Genomic DNA, 15459 nt, shown 5'->3' with positions numbered 1-15459 from the left:
GCGAGGGGCTCCCGGGGCCGGCACCTGGACAATGGCCTCGTGGTGGAAACGAGCCTCTGGATGCAGAAGGTGGCCGAGAACCCGGGCCACTCCGACTGGTACGTCGAGCGGATGCGCGGCCTCGCGCGCGCAGGCGAGGACCTCGCGGGTGAGGCGCGGCTCGTGGACACCATGGCCCCGCGCGGCGCGCGCATCCTCGACGCCGGATGCGGCCCAGGACGCGTCGGCGCTGCGCTCGCAGCGGCGGGTCACGACGTCGTCGGTGTGGACGTCGACCCGACCCTGATCGCCGCAGCCGAGCAGGACCATCCCGGGCCGCAGTGGCTGGTCGGCGACCTGGCGGAACTCGACCTGCCCGCCAGGGGAATCACGACGCCGTTCGACGTGATCGTGTGCGCGGGGAACGTGATGCCGTTCCTCGCACCCAGCACCCGTGCCACCGTCCTGCAGCGGTTCCGCGAGCATGTCGCCTCCGAGGGCAGGGTCGCCGTGGGCTTCGGAACCGACCGCGGATACACGGCCGACGACTTCTTCACCGACTCCGCCGAAGCGGGATTCGACACCGAGCTTGCGCTGTCCACATGGGATCTGAGGCCGTTCTCCCCGGAGTCAGAGTTCCTCGTCGCCGTCCTGAGCCCCCGCTCGACCACCACGTGACCGTTCGCCGCCGTCGGCCGCGAACCGCAGGCCCGCGCCGGCCAGCCGTGGCCGCGTGTCGTTCGACCGGCGGTCCGCCATCGTTCACCGGCCCCCGGATGGTCTCGGATCCTTCGTAGGTGTCGCCCGACTTGTCCGATTTGTAGCGTGACGAGGGTTACCGGCTACGGAAGGGCAGCGACATGTGTGAGCAGTGTGGAGTGCCGGACGACAGACCGGACGGCGAATCCGACGAGCGGCGGGGCGTATCGCGGCGGGCGATGCTGTCCGGCGCGGCGGTGGGAGCCGGGGCACTGGCCTTCGGGTTGATGAGCGCGACCGGTACGGCGTCGGCGGCATCGCTCAAGAACGGCGCCTGGCGCAACCCCGCACAGGGTTACTTCCCGACAGGCGGGCATTTCGGGGCCGACCGCGGCGGCGTGCCCCACGCCGGTCAGGACGTCACCAACTCGACGGGTACGGCCGTGTACGCCGCCGCGGGCGGCAGTGCCTACCGCGTCGGCTGGGGTGTGCTCTCCGGCCGCACCGGCAACGGGATCATTCTCTTCCACGGCAACAGCACCTACACCTACTACGGCCACCTGAGCCGGTTCCGCGTCAGTCAGGGCTCCTCGGTGTCGGCCGGCGAATGGATCGGCGACATGGGCACGACCGGCAACGTGACCGGTCCTCACCTGCACTTCGAAACCCACCGCGGCGGCCTGAACGGCGTCGTCGACCCGGTGTCGTTCATGCGCGCACGTGGCGTGGACCTCGGCGGCGGCTGGCCGGCCATCGATCCCGGCGCGTCCGGCGACGTCGTCAAGGTGATCCAGTACCTGATTCGCCACCGCGGCACCTCCCTGGTGATCGACGGCGACTACGGCCCGGTGTCGGTCTCCGCGGTGAAGTCGTTCCAGTCGTCGAAGGGGCTGTACGTCGACGGGCAGGTCGGCCCGAAGACGTGGGCGAAGCTCGTGGCGACCGCGCGTTCCGGTTCGGACGGCAACCACGTGAAGGCAGCCCAGACGGCGCTCAACATCCGCAGCGCGGGCCTGCGCATCGACGGTGACTACGGCTCGGTGACGGTATCGGCGACCCGTTCGTTCCAGAGCGTCAACCGCCTCTACGTCGACGGCGTGTGCGGGCCGGTGACCTGGCAGGCCCTCGTCGGCTGAACCGCCGGTACGTGCCCTTCGCAGTGGCGGACGGCCGCGGCGACGCCCAGGCGGAGTTCCGTGCCTCGGTGTGGAACTCCGCCCGGGCGTGACGGCGAGGTCCGCATGCGCGGCGGAGCCTGGGCGGGAAAGGGTGCGGACCCGCTGTTGCCGTCGGCAGCAGCCACCCGGAATGCCTCAGGGTGACGAGCTCGCTGCGCCGTGGGTATTGCCCGGGGTCAGTTCGTACTGCACAGGGTGGGCCGGTGCGGACGTCGTCAGAGGCTCACTCCGAAGACGAGCGGCACGAGCGTGACCATCGTGAGCATGATCAGGGCCATGCCTGCGAGGTTGATCAAGACGCCGGCCCGGATCATGTGCTTGATCGGCAGCTCTCCCGTGGCGAACGCGACCGCGTTGGACGGCGTGGCGACCGGCAACATGAACGCGCAGGACACGGCCATCGCCACCGCGATGGTCATCAGCAGCGGGTCCATGCCGACGCCGACGGCGACCGATCCCATGATCGGGAAGAAGGCGGCGGCGGTGGCGGTGTTGCTGGTCAGCTCGGTCAACAGGATGACCGTGACGACGGCGATCAGCAGGAGCACCACCGGGGGCACCGGCACGCCGGCCACCTGCTGGCCGAGCCATTCGCTGAATCCGGTTTCGGAGAACGCCGCCGAAAGGCTGAGACCGCCGCCGAAGAGCAGCAGTACGCCCCACGGGACCTCGCTCGTCGCGCTCCACTCCAGCAACGGTCCGTTGTGCCGCCGCCCGGCGGGGATCAGGAAGAGTGCGATCGCCGCCGCCATGGCGACGACGGTGTCGGAGATGCTGCCCAGCCAGGTCCACGACGCCAGCAGGGGAAGTTCGGCCAAGGTGGGCACCACGACCCAGCAGCAGGCCGCCGCGGCGAACACGAGCAACACACTGCGTTCCGGGCCGCTCAGCGGACCCAGCTTGTCCAATTCGGACCGGATCAGCCCACGCCCGCCCGGGATCTCGTCCAGTTCCGAGCGGAAGACCAGCTTGGTGAGCACCAGCCACGCCACACCGAGCAACACGGCGCCGAACGGCACCCCGACCAGCATCCACTGTCCGAAGCCGAGGTCGAAACCGTGGGTCGCGGCGAGGTAAGCCTTCATAAGCGCCATCGGAGGCTGGCCGATCGGAGTCGCCATCGAACCGATGGTGACGGCGTAGGCGACGCCGAGCAGCATCGCCGAACCGAGTTTCCCGGTTGCGGCGCGCTCGTCGAGGCTCGACACCAGCTGCAAAATGGACAGTCCGATCGGCACCATGATCACGGCCGTCGCGGTGTTGCTGACCCACATCGAGATGAATGCGCTCGCCACCATCAGCCCGAACACCAGCCGTGACGGTCTGGTTCCCATCAGCAGAACGGTGCGCAGTGCTATCCGCCGGTGCAGGTTCCAGCGCTGGGTGGCGAGGCCGAGCAGGACGCCGCCCAGCACCAGGAAGATCACGGGGTTGGCGTACGGAGCGGCCGCTGCGTCCGTTTCCAGGACACCCAGGGTGGGAAACAGCACCAGCGGCAGGAGAGCGGTGACGGGGATCGGCACCGCCTCGGTCATCCACCACGTGGCCATCAGCACGCCGACTCCGGCGGCGGCGCGAGCCGGCGCCGCCAGATCGGCGGGCAACAGCAGATAGCAGGCGATACCCAGTATCGGGCCTGCGGCCAGCGCCACCTTCTTGGTGGTCGAGAGCGTGTGCACCGAACGGTCGTCGGTGCGTTCCTGGCCAACGGTCATGGGCGGTTCCTCGGTCGCGGGCAGGGTCCTCGCCGACCCTGTCGTCCGGGAAACGCTAAGCGTGGTCAAATATCGACACAAATACTAATTCTGTGCTCATTGAGACATTTCGACGATCAATGCCAGAACCGCCTGGCGCAGGCTCCGCCCCGGGCGAGGCGGCGATATCCGCATGCGCGGCGGAGTCCGTGCGTGACAAGGTGTGGACATGACGTCCGGCCCGGTCAGTGTCCCGCTCGCCGACGAGCTCGTCCTCGGGGCTCTCGAACTCGAACGCACCGAACGCGGCGTGCTGCCGCACCGGCTGCCCGCGTGGGCGCGCGGGCAGTGTTTCGACGGCCAGGGTGAGGGTGCTCAGTTGGCCCAGGCTGAGGTTCAGCCCGCCGGGGTGCGCCTCGCGTTGCGCACCTCCGCGACCTCGATCGAGCTCGACGTCCTCCGCACTCGCAAGGTCATCCGCGGGGTCCCGCCCCGGCCCGACGGGGTCTACGACCTGCTCGTCGACGGGGAGCTCACCGAGCAGGCCACCGCGCCCGGCGGCGACGTCATCCAGGTCGACATGACGACCGGCCAGTCGCACGTCGAACGAGGCAACGTCGGCACCCTCGCGTTCACCGGCCTGCCCGCGGGCGTGAAGGACGTCGAGCTGTGGCTGCCGCACAACGAACAGGCCGAGCTCGTCGACCTGCGCACCGACGCGCCCGTCGAACCGGTGCCCCGCGCAGGCCGCCGCGTGTGGTTGCACCACGGCAGCTCGATCAGCCAGGGATCGAACGCCGCGAGCGCGTCCGCCACCTGGGCGGCGCTGGCCGCCGCGTCCGGCGGAGTCGACCTGATCAACCTCGGCTACAGCGGCGCCATGATGCTCGACCCGTTCGCCGCCCGCGTCGTCCGCGACACGCCTGCCGACCTGATCAGCCTCGAGATCGGCATCAATCTCGTCAACGCCGACGCCATGCGCACACGCGCGTTCACCCCGGCCGTCCACGGTTTCCTCGACACCGTCCGCGACGGTCACCCGGCGACGCCGCTGGTGGTCGTCTCGCCGCTGTACTGTCCGATCCACGAGGACACGCCGGGTCCCGGCACGTTCGACGTGGAGGCGTTGCGCGAGGGCTGGATCCGGTTCGCGGCCACCGGCGATCCCAGTGACGTCAAGGCGGGGCGGCTGACGTTGACGGTCGTCCGCGACGCGCTGCGACGGATCGTCGAGCAACGGGCGGCTCACGACCCGAATCTGTTCTATGTGGACGGTCTCGACCTGTACGGGCCGGACGACCACGACGAACTGCCGCTTTCCGACGCGCTCCACCCCGACGGCGAGGCACACCACCGCATCGGACAGCGGTTCGCGAAGCACCTCGCCACGGCGTGACCGGGACGCGGCTACCCGCCGCCGGTCACAGGTCGATGTACATGATGTGCAGGCCCACTCGGCCCTGCACCGGGTGATCGAACCCGCCGGGCACCGTGCCGATGATGCGGAACCCCAGCCGCTCGTACAGCTTCACCGCCGACGTGTTGGTCTCGACGACCGCGTTGAACTGCATCCCCGCGTAACCGTCCGCGCGGGCGCGGTCCAGCGCGTAACGCACGAGCGCCTCGCCGACACCCTTGCCGCGCGCGGCGCTCGACACCATGAAACTCGCGTTCACGATGTGGCTTCCGCGTGCCGGGCGGACCGGGCTCATGTGCGCGGTGCCGAGGATGCCGGTGTCGTCGACCGCCACGACGGTGTGCTGGCCCGCCACCCAGAACTCGTACGCCTGCTCCGATGTCAGATCGGGCTCGACGGCGTAGGTGTCCTCTGCCTTGATGACCTCCTGGACGATCGGCCACACGGTGTCCCAGTCGGCATCGGTGAACTCGCGAATCTGCACGTGGGCAACGCTACCCGGGAACGAGCCGGCGCTGCCTCGTGATGTTCGGAGCCCCACGCGTCACCTGCACGCGAGCCGTGAAAATGCGCCGCGGCGTGACCTGTTCGACACTGAGCGTGCAGGCGGATCTTGGTGGGAGGGCGAGCGTGCGCACGATCCGATCGAAGGGCCCGCGTAGAAGCGCGGCGCTGCTGCTGGCAGCGGCTCTGACGGCGTTGACGATGACCGGTACGGCGCAGGCGGAGACGCTCGGCGGGTTCGAGATCGACGGCAATCTCACCGCGGGCGACGACGGAGCGGACGGCGACGACTGGGCGAACGTCGTCAGTGGGCCGGCAGCCGCTGACCCGTTGGCCAGCCCGGACGACATCCACTTCGGAGGCGGCACCGACGAGGAGGACCCGCAGACGTGGGTACCGGCCCAGGGAGCGGTCGAACCGGCATCCGACGACATCGGGAACGTCTACCTGCACAGCCGGCTCGTGGACGGATCGCAATGGGGTTTCTTCGGGTTCGAACGCTCCGCTTCGCAGGGTTCGACGACGTTCCGGATCGAACTGAACCAGCAACCCAACACGACCAACGCTCAGGGCATGTCGGTGCCGCAACGCACGGCGGGTGACTACCTTCTCGTGTTGGAACAGCATTCGAGCACGCAAGGCGTCGAGGTCGACACCCTGTATCAATGGGACGGCGCGAGCTGGACGGATCTGGGGCCACCACCCGCAGGCTCGATCGTCGGCAGCAGCAACAACGACGCGCCGGTGCAGGACCCGTTCGACGGCAGTACCTATGAACGATTCGCGTTCGCCGAGGTCGCCGTCGATCTGAGTGCGCTGTACGGCGCAGCCGGCGCGTGCCCCGGTATTCCGCTCACCACGATCAGCGTCCGGTCCGCAGCCGGGACGGCGATGACGTCGCACCTGAAGGACTACGTATCCCCACTCCAGGCCGATGTGCCCGACGGTTGCGGCGCGTTGCGGATCGACAAGCACGACACCACCGCCGACGGGCCGCTCCTACCGGGTGCGGAGTTCGTCGTGGAGCCCAATCCCATCGCGGGTGCGGAGGAGCCGGATCTGCAGGTGACCGATGGCGGGCCACAGGACCCGGACGGGACCGCGGACGGCGTCGTCGAGTTCGACGCGGTCGAACCCGGCGTGTACACGGTCACCGAGGTGCAGGCTCCGCCGGGCTACGCCCCGGCTCCCGAGCCCACGGAGGCAACGGTCACGGCCGGTGACACGGCGGTCGTCGACGTCGTCGACCAGCGACTTCCCGGTGAGATCACCCTGAGCAAGCGGGACGAGTCCACCGGCGAACCGCTCGACGGCGGGACGTTCCAGCTCTGGCTGGACGACGGCGACGGTGAGCTCGACCCCGCCACCGACACGGCCGTCGGAGCGCCGACGGGAACGACCGACGGCACGTACACGTGGTCGGATCTGGAATGGGGCGACTATCTCATCGAGGAGACGGCCGCACCGGACGGCTATACGGCCGCCGACCCCGGATCGGTGGAGGTCTCGGCCGACTCGTTGTCGGTCGAGGTCGTCATGGAGAACTCGCCGACCGAGCCCGGCCCGACCCCGGATCCGACTCCGGATCCCACCCCGGATCCCACCCCGGATCCGACGCCCGATCCGATTCCGGACCCGACGACGGGGCCGGACAACGGGGGCGGCGGCTTCGATCACGGTCCCAGCGGAGGCGCCGCACCGCCGGAGCCGCCCCTCGACCAGGGAGCACAGAACGTATCGAGTGACGAATCCGGTCCGTCGTCGTTGGCCGAGACGGGTGGCGCCCATCCGCAACTCGCGGGAGTCGGCCTGGTGTTCGTGGCGCTCGGCGGCCTCCTCGTCGCAGCCGCGCGTCGGCGGCAACCCTGAGGACCTCGGCCGCTGACCCGACGTGGCGACGGCCGCCCTGTAGGAGACACCGCACGTGGCCCCTCGCCCCGGTAGGCCACGGGCGGCACAATCGTGGACATGACCACGCCGAGCCCGTACGTCGTCACCGCGCAGCGGACGGTGGCCGCCGACGCCGAGCGGATCTTCGACCTCATCGCCGACCCGTCGCTCCAGCCTCGCTGGGACGGCAACGACAACCTCGCCGAGGCGCCCGCCGGGCAGCGGGTGCGCGAGGTGGGCGAGGTGTTCATCATGACGCTGACGAACGGTGGCATCCGTGAGAACCGGGTGGTCGAGTTCGCGGAGGGGCGGCTGATCGCGTGGCTGCCGTCCGAACCCGGTGACGCGCCGCCGGGGCACCTGTGGCGGTGGGAACTCGAACCGGTCGACGCCACTTCCACGCTGGTCACCCACACCTACGACTGGTCGCAGCTCACCGACGAGAACCGGCTCGCGCGGGCGAGCGCCACGACCAGCGCCGAGCTGCAGGCCTCCGTCGACCGCCTCGCCCGGCTCGCCGAGTCGTGATGCGGTGCGTCGGGGCCCGATCACGGCCCTGACGACGGGTGTCGTGGCAGGACGCGACAGCGGTGTACCGGACTGTCCCGGGCCGCCGGGTTCAGGCCACGGATTCGTCGGCGGCCCTGCGGACGTGGAGGCCGGGGTTCGCCTCGTCGATTCCCCAGCTGCCGATCCACAGTGGAGTGATACGGATGACCTCGGGGCTCATCACGCCCACCGGCGGTTCCGTGTTCTCGATGGCTTCGGCCGTGCCGCGGATCTCCACGCCTCGCACCCGCCACGGATCCACCGACGCCAGGTCGTCCACCACCAGGCAGACGTACGGATTGCCGCGGACGTTCCGGAACTTGCGGGTCTCGGCCAGGTTGTAGCCGCCGATGTCGATCGTGTTCGCGCTCCGGTCGAGCCAGTAGCCCACCGGGCTGTTCTGCGGCGCGCCGTGGGAGTCGACGGTCGCCAGCCTCCCGATGCGCTGCGAGCGGAGGTAGTCCACTTCGGTCGTGGTCAAGGTGAGTGTCATGGACCGAACGTAGAACCTTCACCAAGGTAGAGGTCAACCGCTGGATCGTCTCGGCAGGCGCGCGTGCCGCAGATGGCCGACCATGGAGCGCAGCAGTACGAACAGCGGCGGCGCCCGACCCGGAGGTGTCGTCGCAGGTGGAAGGACGATCCCGTGGCCGACACGAAGAATACCGGCGCCACGAACGCCGAGGCCGGCGCCGCGACCGTGGCCTTCCTCGGCGCAGGTGGACTGATGGGCCTGCCGATGGCGCGCAACCTCGCCCAGGCGGGCTTCGCGGTGCGCGCATGGAACCGCTCGCGGGAGAAGGCGGAGTCGTTGTCCGCCGACGGTGTGGTCGTGACCGACGACGTGACCACCGCGCTGACCGGTGCCGACGTGGTCGTGACGATGCTCGCCGACACCGGCGCGATCATCGAGTCGCTGGGCGACGAGTTGGACTCCCTGGCAGCCGACGCGGTGTGGCTGCAGACCAGCACGGTCGGCGTCGACGGCACCCAGCGACTCGCCGAGCTGGCCGCGGCGCACGACGTGGCGTTCGTCGACGCCCCCGTGCTCGGGACCAAGGCGCCCGCGGAGAGCGGCGACCTCGTCGTGCTCGCCTCGGGCCCCGAGGACGTCCGCGAACGGGCCGGCGCCGTGTTCGACGCGGTCGGCAAGAAGACGATCTGGGTCGGCGAGGCCGGCGCGGGCAGCAGGCTCAAACTGGTCGCCAACGCGTGGGTGATGTCGCTGGTCGAAGCGACCGCCGAGACGGTCGCGCTCGCCGAAGGCCTCGACGTCGACCCGCAGCAGTTCCTCGACGCCGTCGCAGGCGGCCCGCTCGACCTGCCCTACCTGCAGGCGAAGGGCGCGATGATGATCACCCGCGACTTCGAGCCGTCGATGAAGCTCGCCCTGGCGGCCAAGGACGCCCGGCTCATCGACGCCGCCGCCGACGAGGCCGGACTCGACCTGCCGATGTTGCGCACCATCCGGCACCGCTTCGGCGAGGGCGTCGCCGACCACGGCGACGAGGACATGGCCGCCACCTACCTCACCAGTAGCCCGGCCGACGGCTGACACGGCGGCCCGGCGGCTCGGTGATCACGGCTCGACGGCTACAACACGACGGCTCGGTGATCATGACTCGACGGCCACGACTTGGCGGCTACAACGCGACGGCCATGACTCGGCGGTCACGGCTAGGGGTCACGGCTCGACCCAGCCCGCACGGCCGAGGATGTCCCAGATGACCGGGCCTTTCGCCTCGGCGTAGTAATTCATGTCGTCCCACTCGCGGGTGGCCAGTTCCCGCTTGACGGCGGCGTAGCGGTCGCGGTCGTCCGGGTGGCTGCGCAGGTGGTCGCGCAGCACCAGGTAACGGCGGGTTTCGACGTCGTCGGGCGCATAACAGTGCAGGTTCACCGGCTCCTCCGGGTCGCCGGCCCGTAGGGCGCGGTGTCCCGGCTCGGTGACCCGCAGCTCGTACCCCGCGGCCTCCAGGTCGGGCAGATAGGCGGGTTCGTCGTCCGGGTCGTCGATGCCGACCACGATGTCGACCACCGGCTTGGCCGCGAGCCCGGGCACGGATGTCGACCCGATGTGCTCGACCAGTCGCGCCCGCTCACCCAGGATCTCGCGCACCTCGGCGGCCCTGCGAGCGAACCGCCGCGGCCAGTTCGGGTCGTAGTCGACGATCTCCACGCGGGTCGGCGTCGGCCCGTGGACCAGCATCGCGGCCAGCCTCTCCGCGTCGAGTGATTCGCGCGCCATACGCTCACGCTAGTTCGGTGCCCGGCCGCGGGCCCAGGGGCAGACGGCTACCTCCGTCGAACCCGCCCGCGTGGAGCAACCCCGGACGGGAGCATCCGCGGACGGAGCAGCGGTGGGCCGGCACCGCCGCTCCGGACCGTCAGGGCAGGGCTGCGACGCCGGCCTCGGCGACCTCCGTGTCCTGCTCGACACTGCCCGCGCTCACGCCGATCGCGCCGATGACCTCGCCGTCGCGCTTCAGCGGGATGCCGCCGCCGAAGATCACCAGGCCGCCGTTGGTCACCTCGACGCCGTACAGCGGTGCGCCCGGCTGTGCGGCCTCGCCGAGTTGCGCGGTCGTCATCTTCAGCAGCGCCGACGTGCGCGCCTTGCGGGTCGCGATGTCGATGCTCGCCAGGATCGCGCCGTCCTGCCTGGCGAACGTCACCAGGTGCGCCCCGGCGTCGACGACGGCGACGTTCATCGGTTGGCCGATCTCCTCGGCCTTGGCCAGGGCGGCCTCGAGCACGGCCTTGGCGTCCGCGAGTGTCAGTGGTGCGGCCACGGTTCCTCCATCCGTTCGGGGGCGTCCTTCAACGGCAGCCCGACGACGAGGCGGGCCGCGTTGTGCCCGCACCATCGGGCGCGGGCGGTATCTGTGGTGACGACGGGACGGTCGGCGGGGCGTTTCGCGTGGTGCACGCACACGCGGCCCTCGGCGTCGATGCCGACGCCCACGTCCAGCGGGGACTCCCGGGCTGCGGCGTGCGCCAGCTCGACCGCCGTGGCCGCCGACCCTGGGTCGCCGTCGGTGAGGCGCACCGGCACACCCTCCTCCTCGAGCCCGGCCAGCAGCTCACGCACGCCGCGCTCGCAGGCGCAGTGGGCGACGACGGCCGGTGGTGACCGGCGGTCCCGCTGGCCGCGGCGGTCGACGACGCCGCTCATCGGGCGCGTCCCGCGTGGTCGTCGACCAGGCCGGTCGCGACGGCGTTGCGCGGCCCTTCGCGGCCGCGCACGTTGCCCGTGCCGCACACGATCCCGGCGCCCGCCACCGCCTCGGCGATCATGTCCGGGATCTCGAAGTCCAACGCCGAACCGCCGAGCACCACCACGAACCCGATCTCCCGCAGGTTCCCGCCCGGTGCGACGCGTTCCAGCGCACGCAGAGCGTTGACGACGAACACCTTGTGCTTGGCCGACCTGCGCACCTGACGGACCTTCTCCAGTGAGTGCCGCGTCGGCACGGGCCGCATGCCCTCCTCGCCGAGCACGACCACGCGTGCGAACGCCTCGGAGGGCAGCGGTTCGTCGAAGAAGCGCGCCGTGCCGTCCTCCATGCGCACGTGGAAGAAGCTCTCGGCCTTCGCGAGCGGGTTCTTCTTGATGTCCTCGGCGACCTCGCGGTTGTCGAGTCCGAGCTCGGAGTCGATCAGCTTCGTCACCAGGTCGCCGGCGCCCGCCAGGTGGACCGAGCGGACCTCGCCGTCGCCCGTGGCGAGCGCGGCGTCGGTGGAGCCGCCGCCGAGGTCGAGCACCGCCAGCGGCCGCTCGGTGCCAGGGGTGGTCAGCGCACCCAGCACGGCCATGTCGGCCTCGACCCCGCCGACCAGCACGGCCACGCCGAGCGCCGAGCGCAGCTGCTCGGCGAGCACCTCCATCGGAGCACGGCTCGTGCGCACCATCGCCGCCAGCGCGACCGCGTTCTCCAGCGCGAACTCGCCCGCCAGCGCGCCGGTGACGCGCTGCGGGACGAACGTGTCGACCGCCAGCACGTCCTGGATGCGCACCTCCTGCTCACCGGCCGTGTCCGACAGCGTTTCCGCCATGGCGTCGCGAACCGTGGCCAGCATCCCGCCGACGTGGCTTCCCGCCTCGCCGGTCGCGTCGGCCAACGGGGCCACCCGGCGCAGGGTCGCCATGATCTCCTCGGCGCCGGCGTCGATGCCCACCGACAGCCGCGCGTGCTCGCCGATGAGCGTCAGCGTCCCCGCAGGGATCCGGCGGTCGGCGATGTCGCCGGACGGCGTGCGCACCACGACGGCCGACCGGTTGCCCACCAGCGCCCTGGCCACGGGTGCGACGAGGCGGGTCTGATCGGGGTCGAGGTCGAACAGTGTCGCGATGCCGTACGAGTTGGACAGCGTGCGCACCGTTCTGCCCGGTTCGGCCACCTCCACGGCCGCGGGCATGCCCAGCGGCACCTTCTCGACCAGCGTCACCTCGTCGACCACCGGGATCGGCGCGGGCAGCCGGTTGACGATCAGGTTCGCGTCGTCGGCGCACGCGATCGCACCGGTCACCTCGACACCGCGGTCGCGGGCGGCGGCGATCCCGGCGGCGGCGTCCTCGAAGTCAACGCCCGCGCCGACCACGCAGATGACCTGCTCGCCTGGCGTGCACGCGCCGAGCTCGGCGAACGCGACGGTCGTGCCGGTGCCGAGACCCGCACCCGCAGGGGTGTCCGGGTTGTGCCCGATCATCGTCGACTCGGTGATCACGGTCTCGGTGATCGTCTCCATCGCCAGCCCGCTGATCACCGGTGTCGCCTCGTTGACCAGCACCGCCGACAGCTCGTGCGGACCGCGCCCCGCCGCCGACAGCGCCTCCTGCACCACCTTGACCACGCCGGGCACGTTCTCGGCCGTGCCCTTCACCCCGGACGTCGGCGCGAGCGCCCCGCCCAGGTAGCGCGGGCCGTCGGGGCCGAGCTCGGCCAGACACGCCTCGGTGGTCGAGTTTCCGATGTCGACGCCGGCCAGCAGTGTCACGGCCTCAACCGGCGTCGGCCAGCCGGATCCGGACGTCCAGCTCGACCGGCGGCGCACCGGGCGTCACGAACTCGGTCTCTTTGATGTGCAGCAACGCCGCCTTGGCCTGCCAGCGGGGCCGGGCCATGTAGTCGTTGCGCGCGGGCACGGGTTCCGGCGACTCACCCTTGGCGTACCGCGCGGCGTTGCGGCCGACCTTGCGGAAGGTCTCCGGATCGAGCAGCGGCGCCTGCGGGAACAACTCCAGATTGGACAGTCGGACGAGGTCCTTCTGGTGGATCATCGTCGTGCCGCGTGACAGCACGCCGACACCGATGCCCGAGCCCGACAGCCGCGCCGCAGCGTGGGCGATCACCGCGAGGTCCGAGCCACCGCGGTATCGGACCACCCGTGCGTGCACGCCCTGCTCCTCGACCCCGGCGAGGAGTTCGCGCAGCACCTCGGCGTGCGGGATCTCCACGATCGTCTTGGTGAAGAAGTCCCCGAACGCGGGGGAGAGGCCGATGACGACCTCGTCCGGACGGGTACCCACCGCGGCCTCACCACGCTCGACCGCATCGAGCACCCGCTCGGGTCGCGCTTCCATGCTCGTCATGGCAGGAGGTGTCCTTTCAGCCGATTTCCTCTTCGGGATTGCTGGCACTGACGACATGGCGAAGGCGTTTCATCTCGCGCCAGCGTTCGCCCGCGGGGCGGTAACCACTGCCGGGGCCCGCATAGTCGTTGGCATCGTTGACCGCGGACAGGGTCTCCAGCTCGGGCGTCAGGATCGCCGAGGTGTGCAGCAGATCGCCGGACACCCGGTGCCGCAGCACCGACAGCAACGTCCGGGCCATGTCGCTGTAGCCGGACGCCTCGAGCGCCTTGATCACGTCGAGTCCGGTGATCCCCCGGTCCATGACCGACTGGGCGGCCTTGAGGTCTTCCAGCACGTCCCGCATCGGCAGGTCCTGGCTGCCGTGCGCGTACGTGGCTGCCTCGACCTCCTTGTCGGTGATGGCCGGCAGTCCGAGCTGGGCGAACACGGCCTGCAACGCGCGGGCGGCCCTGCTGCGCGCGGCCAGCAGTTCCTCCTCCGGAACGTGCCGCAGCGCGCCGTCCACCTGCAGATCGCGCTGGATGGTGTTCCAGTCGTCGTAGTCGGTGGAGTCCAGGTTGGAGCCGGCGAACATGTTGTCGTAGTTGGGCACCGCCGAGTAGCCGGAGCACACGAAGTCCGTGCCCGACAGCAGCTGCGGCAGCAGCCGCGCGGTGCGGCGCATGTCCGAGTGCGAGAACGACTGGTCGTTGCCGGAGGCGCATTCGAGGTCGGCCGTGCTGGCGAGCAGGTTCTCCGCCAGCACCGCGCGGATACCCGCCGGTACGGCGCCCGGCACGCCGATACAGCTGATCGAACCGTTCTGCAGCCCCTGCACACCTGCGCCCTTCGCGACGAGGATGCAGCGGATCTCCAGGTACAGCATCGAGCGGCCCTCGGCGTTGCCCATCTGCACCTCGGAGCCGGTGCCCGAGGTGAAGCGCATCTTGATGCCCCGCGAGGCGTACGCCGAAGCCAGGAACGCCTTCGACCACGGCGTGTCGTCGCCGTCGCAGAACACCGGCTCCGTGCCGTAGACGGAGATCGTCTCCGCGTAGGCGGTGATGCCGCGCATGCCGAGCTCCAGCTCCGTGGCCTCTTCGAGAGCGCACTGGGTGAGCGCGCCCGGCGTGCCGGCCAGTGCTCCGACCTGCAGCGCGATCGCCACGAGCGGCGCGTAGCGCACCACACCGAGCGTCGTCTCCAACTCCCGGAACCCGCGCAGCGACGCCTCGGCGGCCTCGGCGGCGACCTGCACCGGGTTGTCGCGCGCGCTCGTGGAATGCGCCTGGTTGGCGGGTGTGCGCCGGGCGCGCATCTTCTGCAGCGCCTGCATCATCTCGACGACGTTCATCGTCTTGACGACCTCGAGCAGCGCGGCGGGCGTCAGACCGCCCGCGACCTCGACGACCTCCGACCGCGTCACCGTGGGGTCGACCAGCATGCGCGCCACCTCGACCGGTTCGAGCGACATGGCGCGTTCGGCCACCGACACGTCGATCGCGTGATCGGCGATGAACTGGTCGAGGAAGTCGAACTCGGCACGCGGCTTGCCGTCCATCTCCACGATGACGCCGTCGGTCACCCGCACGCTCGGCGCCGGGTCGTACGGGCTGTCCATCGCGACCATGCCGACCTCGGGCCACTCCTCGACGAACCCGTCGAGGTTGACCGGACGCTCTTCGAGCGCCTCGGTGCGCTTGGATTTCGGACTCGATACCGGAAGCGGTTCCGCAGTCATCGTCGGATCTCCTTGCTGCGTGCGGAGGTTGAGTTGTTCCGGGGCTGAGCTGTTCTGGGGCTGAGTTGTTCCGGGGCTGGGCTGTTTTGGGGCTGGGCTGCAGTGGGACTGAGCTGAGCCTTTTCGGGGCTGCACTCTCCCGGACTGTGGAGCTGGGCCGGGTTGTGGAGCTGTGCCGGGTTGTGGAGCTGGGCCGGAGGAACACCCTCCCGAAGGAGCCGATTCGCCAGCTG

Annotated in this window: 15 protein-coding genes; 6 read left to right on the top strand and 9 right to left on the bottom strand. The window is 70.4% G+C overall.

Translation table 11 applies throughout. The features are described from left to right. Positions 1–39 precede the first annotated feature (39 nt). Both FB384_RS06565 and FB384_RS06560 read left to right on the top strand, forming a co-directional pair. Complete coding sequence (locus FB384_RS06565; RefSeq protein ID WP_183780226.1) at positions 40–657, top strand: class I SAM-dependent methyltransferase; 618 nt, start codon at positions 40–42, stop codon at positions 655–657. Positions 658–857: 200 nt separating this feature from the next. Further along, positions 858–1814: a peptidoglycan-binding protein gene (locus tag FB384_RS06560; protein ID WP_323985145.1), complete on the top strand. Its 957-nt coding sequence runs from the start codon at positions 858–860 to the stop codon at positions 1812–1814. Between the two features lie 257 nt (positions 1815–2071). On the opposite strand, the gene FB384_RS06555 is transcribed toward FB384_RS06560, so the two are convergent. Further along, positions 2072–3571, bottom strand: coding sequence for an SLC13 family permease (locus FB384_RS06555; RefSeq protein WP_183780222.1), 1500 nt, complete (start codon positions 3569–3571; stop codon positions 2072–2074). A 208-nt stretch (positions 3572–3779) separates the two neighbouring features. Between FB384_RS06555 and FB384_RS06550 the strand changes: the two genes are divergently transcribed. Further along, complete coding sequence (locus tag FB384_RS06550; RefSeq protein WP_183780220.1) at positions 3780–4946, top strand: GDSL-type esterase/lipase family protein; 1167 nt, start codon at positions 3780–3782, stop codon at positions 4944–4946. Between the two features lie 25 nt (positions 4947–4971). Here the strand turns inward: FB384_RS06550 and FB384_RS06545 are convergent, their stop codons facing one another. Next, positions 4972–5451, bottom strand: coding sequence for a GNAT family N-acetyltransferase (locus FB384_RS06545; RefSeq protein ID WP_183780217.1), 480 nt, complete (start codon positions 5449–5451; stop codon positions 4972–4974). Between the two features lie 146 nt (positions 5452–5597). Here FB384_RS06545 and FB384_RS27265 point away from each other — a divergent pair, with 146 nt between their 5' ends. Together FB384_RS27265 and FB384_RS06535 are read left to right on the top strand one after the other, a co-directional pair. Further along, positions 5598–7340 carry an MSCRAMM family protein gene (locus FB384_RS27265; RefSeq protein WP_183780214.1) on the top strand — a complete coding sequence of 581 codons (1743 nt, stop codon included), beginning with the start codon at positions 5598–5600 and terminating at the stop codon, positions 7338–7340. 99 nt (positions 7341–7439) lie between these two features. Next, positions 7440–7889 carry an SRPBCC family protein gene (locus FB384_RS06535; protein ID WP_183780211.1) on the top strand — a complete coding sequence of 150 codons (450 nt, stop codon included), beginning with the start codon at positions 7440–7442 and terminating at the stop codon, positions 7887–7889. 91 nt (positions 7890–7980) lie between these two features. Here FB384_RS06535 and FB384_RS06530 read toward each other — a convergent pair whose 3' ends face one another. Further along, complete coding sequence (locus tag FB384_RS06530; RefSeq protein ID WP_183780208.1) at positions 7981–8403, bottom strand: PPOX class F420-dependent oxidoreductase; 423 nt, start codon at positions 8401–8403, stop codon at positions 7981–7983. Between the two features lie 153 nt (positions 8404–8556). Between FB384_RS06530 and FB384_RS06525 the strand changes: the two genes are divergently transcribed. After that, on the top strand, positions 8557–9465 hold the full coding sequence (locus FB384_RS06525) for an NAD(P)-dependent oxidoreductase (RefSeq protein WP_323985144.1): 909 nt from the start codon (positions 8557–8559) through the stop codon (positions 9463–9465). A gap of 129 nt (positions 9466–9594) precedes the next feature. On the opposite strand, the gene FB384_RS06520 is transcribed toward FB384_RS06525, so the two are convergent. From FB384_RS06520 to FB384_RS06495, 6 genes are all read right to left on the bottom strand, one after another. Then, positions 9595–10158 (bottom strand): GrpB family protein, encoded by a 564-nt coding sequence (locus FB384_RS06520; protein ID WP_228725971.1) that lies wholly within the window; start codon positions 10156–10158, stop codon positions 9595–9597. Between the two features lie 139 nt (positions 10159–10297). Then, positions 10298–10702, bottom strand: coding sequence for a GlcG/HbpS family heme-binding protein (locus tag FB384_RS06515; RefSeq protein WP_258937863.1), 405 nt, complete (start codon positions 10700–10702; stop codon positions 10298–10300). After that, complete coding sequence (locus FB384_RS06510; RefSeq protein WP_183780199.1) at positions 10687–11085, bottom strand: glycerol dehydratase reactivase beta/small subunit family protein; 399 nt, start codon at positions 11083–11085, stop codon at positions 10687–10689. Before FB384_RS06510 ends, FB384_RS06515 begins: the two co-directional genes overlap by 16 nt. Then, positions 11082–12908: a diol dehydratase reactivase subunit alpha gene (locus FB384_RS06505; RefSeq protein WP_183780196.1), complete on the bottom strand. Its 1827-nt coding sequence runs from the start codon at positions 12906–12908 to the stop codon at positions 11082–11084. The genes FB384_RS06510 and FB384_RS06505 overlap by 4 nt, the downstream gene beginning before the upstream one ends. Before the next feature lie 4 nt (positions 12909–12912). Next, positions 12913–13503: a propanediol/glycerol family dehydratase medium subunit gene (locus FB384_RS06500; protein ID WP_183780193.1), complete on the bottom strand. Its 591-nt coding sequence runs from the start codon at positions 13501–13503 to the stop codon at positions 12913–12915. A 16-nt stretch (positions 13504–13519) separates the two neighbouring features. Beyond that, a complete protein-coding gene (locus tag FB384_RS06495; RefSeq protein WP_183780190.1) occupies positions 13520–15226 on the bottom strand; it encodes a propanediol/glycerol family dehydratase large subunit in 1707 nt (568 codons plus the stop codon). Positions 15227–15459 lie beyond the last annotated feature (233 nt).

Source organism: Prauserella sediminis, assembly GCF_014195435.1.
Taxonomy (GTDB): domain Bacteria; phylum Actinomycetota; class Actinomycetes; order Mycobacteriales; family Pseudonocardiaceae; genus Prauserella; species Prauserella salsuginis.
Note: the sequence above shows the minus strand (reverse complement) of the source record. Positions and strands in the feature narration are given on the sequence as shown.

Excerpts from the sequence above, each read along its gene's own strand:
- FB384_RS06555 (WP_183780222.1), bottom strand. The coding sequence starts at position 3,571 with ATGACCGTTGGCCAGGAACGCACCGACGACCGTTCGGTGCACACGCTC.
- FB384_RS06550 (WP_183780220.1), top strand. The coding sequence starts at position 3,780 with ATGACGTCCGGCCCGGTCAGTGTCCCGCTCGCCGACGAGCTCGTCCTC.
- FB384_RS06535 (WP_183780211.1), top strand. The coding sequence starts at position 7,440 with ATGACCACGCCGAGCCCGTACGTCGTCACCGCGCAGCGGACGGTGGCC.
- FB384_RS06530 (WP_183780208.1), bottom strand. The coding sequence starts at position 8,403 with ATGACACTCACCTTGACCACGACCGAAGTGGACTACCTCCGCTCGCAG.
- FB384_RS06520 (WP_228725971.1), bottom strand. The coding sequence starts at position 10,158 with ATGGCGCGCGAATCACTCGACGCGGAGAGGCTGGCCGCGATGCTGGTC.
- FB384_RS06510 (WP_183780199.1), bottom strand. The coding sequence starts at position 11,085 with ATGAGCGGCGTCGTCGACCGCCGCGGCCAGCGGGACCGCCGGTCACCA.
- FB384_RS06500 (WP_183780193.1), bottom strand. The coding sequence starts at position 13,503 with ATGACGAGCATGGAAGCGCGACCCGAGCGGGTGCTCGATGCGGTCGAG.
- FB384_RS06495 (WP_183780190.1), bottom strand. The coding sequence starts at position 15,226 with ATGACTGCGGAACCGCTTCCGGTATCGAGTCCGAAATCCAAGCGCACC.